This is a genomic window from Enterococcus sp. 3H8_DIV0648 (genome assembly GCF_002140655.1).
Lineage (GTDB): Bacteria > Bacillota > Bacilli > Lactobacillales > Enterococcaceae > Enterococcus_A > Enterococcus_A hulanensis.
Window position 1 is genome coordinate 1,271,180 of the sequence record NZ_NGLG01000001.1, and the last position, 8,303, is coordinate 1,279,482.

At 43.5% G+C, this 8,303-nt stretch carries 4 protein-coding genes, 13 tRNA genes and 1 rRNA gene; 2 read left to right on the forward strand and 16 right to left on the reverse strand.

Annotated elements, in window-relative coordinates:
• Window positions 1–76: 76 nt before the first annotated feature.
• Window positions 77–1,882, reverse strand: coding sequence for an ABC transporter ATP-binding protein (locus A5875_RS05800; protein WP_088932742.1), 1,806 nt, complete (start codon window positions 1,880–1,882; stop codon window positions 77–79).
• Complete coding sequence (locus A5875_RS05805) at window positions 1,863–3,605, reverse strand: ABC transporter ATP-binding protein (protein ID WP_088932743.1); 1,743 nt, start codon at window positions 3,603–3,605, stop codon at window positions 1,863–1,865. The genes A5875_RS05800 and A5875_RS05805 overlap by 20 nt, the downstream gene beginning before the upstream one ends.
• 76 nt (window positions 3,606–3,681) lie before the next feature.
• Here A5875_RS05805 and A5875_RS05810 point away from each other — a divergent pair, with 76 nt between their 5' ends.
• Both A5875_RS05810 and A5875_RS05815 read left to right on the forward strand, forming a co-directional pair.
• Window positions 3,682–4,515, forward strand: coding sequence for a MerR family DNA-binding transcriptional regulator (locus A5875_RS05810; RefSeq protein ID WP_088932744.1), 834 nt, complete (start codon window positions 3,682–3,684; stop codon window positions 4,513–4,515).
• A gap of 434 nt (window positions 4,516–4,949) precedes the next feature.
• A complete protein-coding gene (locus A5875_RS05815) occupies window positions 4,950–6,116 on the forward strand; it encodes an RtcB family protein (protein WP_088932745.1) in 1,167 nt (388 codons plus the stop codon).
• Window positions 6,117–6,214: 98 nt separating this feature from the next.
• Here A5875_RS05815 and A5875_RS05820 read toward each other — a convergent pair.
• The 14 genes from A5875_RS05820 to rrf form a co-directional block, all read right to left on the reverse strand.
• Window positions 6,215–6,287: transfer RNA gene (locus tag A5875_RS05820), tRNA-His, on the reverse strand.
• 58 nt (window positions 6,288–6,345) lie between these two features.
• Window positions 6,346–6,429 (reverse strand) — tRNA-Leu (locus A5875_RS05825).
• 24 nt (window positions 6,430–6,453) lie between these two features.
• Window positions 6,454–6,524: transfer RNA gene (locus A5875_RS05830), tRNA-Cys, on the reverse strand.
• Between the two features lie 67 nt (window positions 6,525–6,591).
• Window positions 6,592–6,663: transfer RNA gene (locus A5875_RS05835), tRNA-Gln, on the reverse strand.
• A gap of 10 nt (window positions 6,664–6,673) precedes the next feature.
• Window positions 6,674–6,746, reverse strand: a tRNA-His gene (locus A5875_RS05840).
• Between the two features lie 16 nt (window positions 6,747–6,762).
• Window positions 6,763–6,833 (reverse strand) — tRNA-Trp (locus A5875_RS05845).
• 8 nt (window positions 6,834–6,841) lie between these two features.
• Window positions 6,842–6,922, reverse strand: a tRNA-Tyr gene (locus A5875_RS05850).
• Window position 6,923: 1 nt separating this feature from the next.
• Window positions 6,924–6,999 (reverse strand) — tRNA-Phe (locus tag A5875_RS05855).
• A gap of 35 nt (window positions 7,000–7,034) precedes the next feature.
• Window positions 7,035–7,110: transfer RNA gene (locus A5875_RS05860), tRNA-Asp, on the reverse strand.
• Window positions 7,111–7,113: 3 nt separating this feature from the next.
• A tRNA-Val gene (locus A5875_RS05865) sits at window positions 7,114–7,186 on the reverse strand.
• Between the two features lie 14 nt (window positions 7,187–7,200).
• Window positions 7,201–7,272, reverse strand: a tRNA-Glu gene (locus A5875_RS05870).
• A 16-nt stretch (window positions 7,273–7,288) separates the two neighbouring features.
• Window positions 7,289–7,377 (reverse strand) — tRNA-Ser (locus A5875_RS05875).
• Window positions 7,378–7,426: 49 nt separating this feature from the next.
• Window positions 7,427–7,500, reverse strand: a tRNA-Asn gene (locus tag A5875_RS05880).
• A 9-nt stretch (window positions 7,501–7,509) separates the two neighbouring features.
• A 5S ribosomal RNA gene (gene rrf, locus A5875_RS05885) occupies window positions 7,510–7,625 on the reverse strand.
• Window positions 7,626–8,303: the final 678 nt, after the last annotated feature.

Here is an 8,303-nt window from a genome sequence, read left to right on the forward strand (position 1 = left end):
ACAATACAAAACTACTAACAATTTAATTTAATACGTTTCTAATCAAAAGAAAAAAGCCCGACAATTATTGTCGAGCTCATCCAGCGAACTGACTATTATAAAGGTTGGCGTAAAAATCGCCTTTTTTCATCAAACTGCGATGGCTGCCCTGTTCAATAATCGAACCATCCTTCATTACCAAAATCAAATCAGCATTTTTAATCGTAGATAAACGGTGAGCGATCACAAAACTAGTTCGTTCCGCGGTTAACTGATCCATCGCCTGTTGAATCATCCCCTCCGTACGAGTATCCACACTAGACGTCGCTTCATCTAAAATCAACAATTGCGGATCTGCTAAGATCGCCCGTGCAATCGTCAGCAGTTGTTGTTGACCTTGCGAAATCTGGCTGCCATCTGACGAAATGATCGTGTCATAACCATTTGGCAAAGTTCGGATAAAGTGGTGGCACTGAGCATCCTTTGCCGCCTGAACAATTTCCTGTCTGGTGGCATCTGGTTTCCCATAGGCAATATTATCCGCTACAGTTCCTTCAAACAACCACGTATCTTGCAGAACCATTCCGAACTTTTGGCGAATCGCCGCCCGAGAAAAATGACTGATATTTTTTCCATCAACTTCGATTTGTCCGCCGGTCAATTCGTAAAAGCGCATCAATAAGTTGATCATCGTCGTTTTACCAGCACCGGTCGGACCAACGATTGCCACCATTTGTTTAGGCTTCACTTTGAAATTGACATCTTCCATTAATAGACGATTTGGCGTATAGCCGAAAGCAACGTGTTTAAAAGTTACTTCTCCGCGAATATTTTCCGGCACAGCAACACTCATAACTTCTTCCGTTTCTTCCGCCTGATCCAAAATTTCAAAAATTCGTTCTAAAGCCGCAAAGGCACTTTGCAAACTATTGATCACGTAAGAAACTTGAGTGATCGGTTCTGAAACCTGATTCACGTATTGCAGATAGGCTTGAACTAGTCCGATCGATAACTGGCCATTGATCACCATAATCCCGCCAACGACCGCACTAGTCACAAAGCCCAGTTGATTAATCAAACGAATCAGCGGATTGATGGCAAAGCTAACGAATTGTGCTTTTTTGAAGGCTTGAAATTGCGCTTCATTCAATTTGTCCAGCTCATCAGCGGTTTCTTTTTGCCGATTATAGGATTTGATCAACAAATTCCCCGAATAGTTCTCCTCCGCTTTGGTCCCGACAGCACCTAAGGCCGCCTGGTTTTCAGAAAAATACTCCTGATTCTTGTGGGCCAAATAATTTGTTAAAAGAAGACTAATCACTAAAATGACGATGATTCCCAGTGTTAATAATGGGCTCAAATAGATCATCAAGCCCAGACCGATGACGATCGACAAGATTGCTGAGATCATCTGCATTAGTCCGACCTGTAAAACCTCCGAAACTTTATCTAAGTCCAGCGTTGCCCTCGTCAAAATATCGCCGGTTTTGTATTGATCAAAGAACTTCATTGGCAGATGATTTAATTTATCAGTCAACGTTTTTCTCAAACGCAGGGTCAACGTCTCGGCGACACTCGCCATCGTATATTCCTGCAAGAGTGAAAACAAGGAAACGCCGCCCCATGCTAAGAAAAGCAGAAGCACAGGACGCAGCAATGCTGAAAATAGATTTTCCACAGTCACTTGTCTTGTTCGTACCAAGGCAAAGATCGCATCCAAGCCCCAGCCTAAAATCAACGGTGTGACCGCCATCAGCGTAGCAAAGCAAACGGCCGAAGCAATAATAATGATAAAGCGTCTTTTCTGCTCCAGCAGCAGTTTAAATAAACGAATCCCGGTCTTTTTAAATTCTTTTGGTTTTTCTGTAACGATTTCTTTTTCATCAACTTGCTTGATGCTCATGCTTCTTCCCCTCCATTCCTTGAGATTTAGCAAATTCTTGGTACACTTTACACGTTCTAAGCAACTCCGCGTGGGTTCCTCTGCCCACGACCTTTCCTTCTTCTAAAACGATGATCTGGTCAGCATCTTTGATCGTAGAGAGCCTTTGCGCGACGATCACGATCGCCGCATCTGTTAAATAACTCTTCAACGCTTTTCGCAGCTTAGCATCCGTTTGGTAATCCAACGCTGAAAAACTGTCATCGAAGAAATACAGATCAGCCGGTTTAATCAGTGCTCGCGCAATACTTAAACGCTGCTTCTGACCGCCAGAAAAATTATTGCCTTTTTGTGCGACAAACGCATCGTACTGACCATCCAAGTTGCTAATAAAATCTTCGGCCTGAGCCGCTTTAGCAGCCTGCTGCATTTCTTCTTCTGTTGCCTGAGGATTTCCGAAAAGAAAATTATCTCTGACCGTTCCGCTAAATAGGAACGCCCTTTGCGGAACATAGCTGATTCGCTCTCGCAAGGTTTCCTGCGTAACTTTTTGAATGGGTTCGCCTAAGAAGCGAATCTCACCCTTAGTCGTATCTTTTAGGCGTAATAGTGCCTTTGCGATCGTACTCTTACCTGATCCGGTGCCGCCGACAATCGCCGTCACACCCTTAGGAATCTCGAAGTTAATATCTGATAACACGGCTTCTTCCGCCCCGCTATAGGCAAAATCAACATGATCAAAAACCGCAATTGGTGCATCCTCTTTTAATTCAAAGGACTCTTTCTGACCGTCAACGATTTCCTCTTCCTTTGATAATACTTCGCCGATTCGTTCTAATGATGCCAAAGCCTTGGGAATCATGACGATTACCATTGCTGCCATCGTTAAGAACCATAGACTCAAGACAGTATATTCGCTGATTGCCGTCAAACTCCCGATTGGCACATTTCCTTGAACCACCAAGAATCCTCCGAAAGCCAACACGGCAGTCATCCCAAGACCCATGACTAAATTAACCGTCGGATTCAGCACAGCGAATAATTTATTTACGCGAATCATCACTTCTGAGTAGTTGCTGAACGTTTTATCTGTTCGTTTCTTTTCAAAGCTGGTTTTATTAAACGCCCGAATGACCCGAACCCCTGTATAAAATTCTCTTAGAATCTGCATCATTTTATCCATCCGCTGCTGCATCACATCAGCTAACGGAATCGCCTTCTTGATCACTAACAATGATACAACTGAAAATAAGACGATCGAAGTGATCGGGATCCAAATAAAGCGCCAAGAAATCGCTCCAGTTAAAACGATCGAAGCTAAACAGATTAATGGTGCAGGGATGATCATTTGAAAGACCATCATCATGATTTGCTGAATATTTGTAATATCGCTGGTGGTTCGAGCCATTAATGTCGGTGTTCCGAACTCGTCCATATCAGCCATCGATAATTGCTGCGTTTTATCGACTAATTGCTTGCGCAAGAAATAGCCGAAACGTCCAGCTAAAATCGCTGAATAATAACTGGCAATGATTGAGACGATTCCCGTCAATACTGCTATTGCCAGCATGAAAGCACCATTTCGCCAAATCGCTCCTTGATCCTGAGTTAAAATACCTTCATCAATAATTTCAGCAACATAGTAAGGAATCATCAGCGTTCCAACAGCTTGCACGATCATTAAGATGAAGGTGCCTAAGAACATCCTATGATATTCTTTGAAAAAGATTTTGAATAGTTTCATCTTTTTTACCTCCTTCTCCTATGGTAGAATAAACTGTAACGTAACGTTACAGTCAAGCAGGAAAACGAGGTTTTTTATGAAGACATACTTAACGATCAGCGAGATGGCAAAATATGCTGGTATCAGCCGGCGAACGTTGATTTACTACGATCAAATCGATTTATTCAAGCCAGTAAAAATTGGTGAAAACGGCTATCGCTATTATGGGATCGATCAATATTTTGAATTGGATGTCATTTTACTGTTAAAAAATCTTGACGTTTCTTTAGAAGACATTCACCTCTTTTTGAAAAACCGAAACGTGGATTATGTATTAGAGGGCTTTATCCGGCAAAAGCAAAAGGTGGATGAACAAATAAACAAGCTGAAAACAATCCGCGGTTCCTTAGATAGTTACATTGAGCGCTATACCACGTTGAAAAATTTTGATCTAGAATCCATCACTCTTTCCTATCGTGAGGCAGAATCTTTTGTTATTTCTGAAACAATCGATAATTATGACGATATTGATTCCGTTCAAATTTACGGACGGTTTTATTCCTCAGTCGATAGCAGTGACCTGTTCAGCGGTTATCCAATCGGTTTTCTAGTAGATGGCTCAGCTTTTTATCAAGAAAATTTCCATGCCGCTCCTTATCGTGCTCTAGTAAAAATACCCGAAGAGCGATTACACATCTACGATAAGCAGCGCGTGGTCCAACGACCAGCTGGTGATTACGTCTCCGGCTTTATAAAAGACGAGATCCATCACATCAATACCTTTAACAACCGTTTTAGAAATTATCTGAAGGATAAAAATTTGGAATTGAATGGGGATATTTGGGAATTACTGTGGCAAGATGAAACAACATCTGAACATCCCGAAGATCAAGTCTTTGAAGTCTTGATACCCGTGCGACAAAAAGACTAAGCAATCTTGACATCCCAACAATAATGATGATAGGATTATAAATAATTTAATGAAGGGAGAGAGCATTATGATTAAGACAAGAAAAGTAAACTTGATACAATTGATTGATCTGTTTGATTCGTTTTATTCGATCAAAGAGTCTTATTCAGCAGACTCTCCATGTTCGTAAATAAAGCCTATTTGTCAAACTGCCAATCATAACGATTGGCAGTTTTTTTGTGAGTAATGCTTCTCGCAGTTCATTAAATTCGAACTGTGATCAGGGCATTTTATCGTACTTTAATAAACAGGCTGTTTAGCATCGATGTAGCGATTATAAATCAACCACAAACCAACCAACGGAGGTGTTTCCTATGAGTGGAAATAAAAAGAAATCAGAGAACAACAAAAATTAATTAGAGGAATTATTTGATTCCTCTGCGAGAGGATTAAATATGTTAACCATAAAAGGAAAATACAATACAGCAACTGTATACACAGATATCTTGACTGACAGTACTGCCGGTCAAATCACGACACTTTGCAATCAAAAATTCACCAAAGACGCGAAAATTCGAATCATGCCTGATACCCACAGCGGTTCCAGCTGTGTCATTGGTACGACAATGACAGTAAAAGATCAAGTCGTCCCTAATCTTGTCGGCGTGGACATTGGCTGCGGATTATATGTAGCCAAAATAAAAAAAGGCGTCAAATTGAATTTTGATAAGCTGGATCGAATCATTCGCAATCGGATTCCGAGTGGACACCATTCCCACAACAAGCCTCAATATACGTTTCCCTTAGAAAATATTCAGGCCCCGATTCACCGAGGATGGGCATTGCGAAGCTTAGGGACATTAGGCGGCGGAAATCATTTCATTGAGATCAATGAAGGCTCTGACGGTTTTTATTTGGTTATTCATAGCGGCAGCCGTGTATTAGGTAATGAGATCGCAGAATATCATCAAGAAATCGCCTATCAAAAATTAACCCAACAACGGCAAGATTTAAAGCAACAAATAAAATCAGCGACTGATCCCATTGAAAAGGAAAAGCTACTTCAACAACAGGAAGAAATGAACATTCCTTATGACTTGTCCTATGTTTCAAAACAAGATTTAGATAATTACCTGTCAGATATGAAAATCGCCCAGCAATATGCGGCCTTCAACCGACAAAGCATGGCACTGACAATTCTAAAAGCAATGAAATGGGAAAAGCATGTCATTGACAGCTTTGACAGCCCCCATAACTATATCGATCTGAAACACATGATTTTGCGCAAAGGTGCGGCTTCCGCCAGAAAAAACGAGAAAATGATCGTTCCTTTAAATATGAAGGACGGTTCCATCATCGGTGTTGGAAAAGGCAATCCAGACTGGAATTACTCTGGCCCGCACGGAGCTGGTCGTATGATGAGCCGCTCCCAAGCTAGAGCCTCCATCAGCCTGGATAACTATCAACACATGATGCGGCATGTTTGGACCACTTCTGTTTCCAAAAAAACGCTGGATGAAGCACCTAAAGCATATAAATCGAAGAAGCAATTACTGACAAATCTACATGAGACAATGGACGTAAAAGAAATCATTCGACCATTGTATAATTTTAAAAGCTAACCTGTAAGAGGTGTTGACAGAAAATCATTTTTGATTTTCCATCGACATCTCTTTTTATGCAAAAAAAGACCCAGCATCTTCTGCTGAGTCTTCATTAGGGCGAACGATGGGAATCGAACCCACGAGTGCCGGAGCCACAATCCGGTGCGTTAACCACTTCGCCACGATCGCCATGTTACTATTTAATTTCAAACAAAAAACTAAGATGAAATAACATCTTAGCTCTTTATACCGGCGGCCGGGGTCGAACCGGCACGCCCGTGAGGGCACTGGATTTTGAGTCCAGCGCGTCTGCCAATTCCGCCACGCCGGCATGTCAATAACTATTCTAGTACTAAGGCGGTAACCGGATTTGAACCGGTGATGAAGGTTTTGCAGACCTCTGCCTTACCACTTGGCTATACCGCCATTATACTATTGTTTTCTTCCTAGAACAAGTTTTTCAAGAAATTTTCTTGATACTTTTCTAAGAAAACTGGGGTAGCTGGATTCGAACCAACGCATGAGGGAGTCAAAGTCCCTTGCCTTACCGCTTGGCTATACCCCAATAATACAAGGGCGAACGATGGGAATCGAACCCACGAGTGCCGGAGCCACAATCCGGTGCGTTAACCACTTCGCCACGATCGCCATATTAATAAAAGAACAGGGGCAGCAGGAATTGAACCCACACTAACGGTTTTGGAGACCGCTGTTCTACCTTTAAACTATGCCCCTGAAACAAATGGAGGAGAGTGGATTCGAACCACTGAACCCTAAGGAACGGATTTACAGTCCGTCGCGTTTAGCCACTTCGCTACTCCTCCATGGTGGCGCGGGACAGAATCGAACTGCCGACACACGGAGCTTCAATCCGTTGCTCTACCAACTGAGCTACCGCGCCATATATAATGTAGTTTAAAGCTTTCAATTAAATAATGGCGGTCCCGACGGGATTTGAACCCGCGATCTCCTGCGTGACAGGCAGGCATGTTAACCCCTACACCACGGAACCGAATGGGGGTTAACGGGTTCGAACCGCTGACCCTCTGCTTGTAAGGCAGATGCTCTCCCAGCTGAGCTAAACCCCCATATATTTAATTAATGACCCGTACGGGACTCGAACCCGTGTTACCGCCGTGAAAGGGCGGTGTCTTAACCGCTTGACCAACGGGCCAGTAAGAATGTTGCTACGGAGAGTAAGGGATTCGAACCCTTGAGACAGGAATACCCGCCTACATGATTTCCAATCATGCTCCTTCGGCCACTCGGACAACTCTCCAAGATAGGAGCACAAAGACCCAATACTCTATTAATTCTCTTTCGAGAAACTCCGGCAGTAGGACTCGAACCTACGACATCATGATTAACAGTCATGCGCTACTACCAACTGAGCTATGCCGGAATAATTACGGCGCGGCGACGTCCTAATCTCACAAGGGGCAACCCCTCACTACAATCGGCGCTAAGAAGCTTAACTTCTGTGTTCGACATGGGAACAGGTGTATCCTTCTCGCTATCGCCACCACACTACGTATTTATCTGAGTAAACTTCGTTCACTCAAAACTGGATCAGAAACAGTTAAACAACCGTGAAATCATTTTAATTTTGGTTAAGTCCTCGATCGATTAGTATCAGTCCGCTCCGTACATCACTGCACTTCCACTCCTGACCTATCTACCTGATCTTCTCTCAGGGATCTTACTTTCTTTAAGAAATGGGAAATCTCATCTTGAGGTGGGCTTCACACTTAGATGCTTTCAGCGTTTATCCCTTCCCTACATAGCTACCCAGCGATGCCTCTGGCGAGACAACTGGTACACCAGCGGTAAGTCCATCCCGGTCCTCTCGTACTAAGGACAGATCCTCTCAAATTTCCAACGCCCGCGACGGATAGGGACCGAACTGTCTCACGACGTTCTGAACCCAGCTCGCGTGCCGCTTTAATGGGCGAACAGCCCAACCCTTGGGACCGACTACAGCCCCAGGATGCGACGAGCCGACATCGAGGTGCCAAACCTCCCCGTCGATGTGGACTCTTGGGGGAGATAAGCCTGTTATCCCCAGGGTAGCTTTTATCCGTTGAGCGATGGCCCTTCCATGCGGAACCACCGGATCACTAAGCCCGACTTTCGTCCCTGCTCGACTTGTAGGTCTCGCAGTCAAGCTCCCTTGTGCCTTTACACTCTGCGAATGATTTCCAACCC

Coding starts and splice junctions, on each gene's coding strand:
- A5875_RS05800 (WP_088932742.1), bottom strand. CDS start 1,882: ATGAGCATCAAGCAAGTTGATGAAAAAGAAATCGTTACAGAAAAACCA.
- A5875_RS05805 (WP_088932743.1), bottom strand. CDS start 3,605: ATGAAACTATTCAAAATCTTTTTCAAAGAATATCATAGGATGTTCTTA.
- A5875_RS05810 (WP_088932744.1), top strand. CDS start 3,682: ATGAAGACATACTTAACGATCAGCGAGATGGCAAAATATGCTGGTATC.
- A5875_RS05815 (WP_088932745.1), top strand. CDS start 4,950: ATGTTAACCATAAAAGGAAAATACAATACAGCAACTGTATACACAGAT.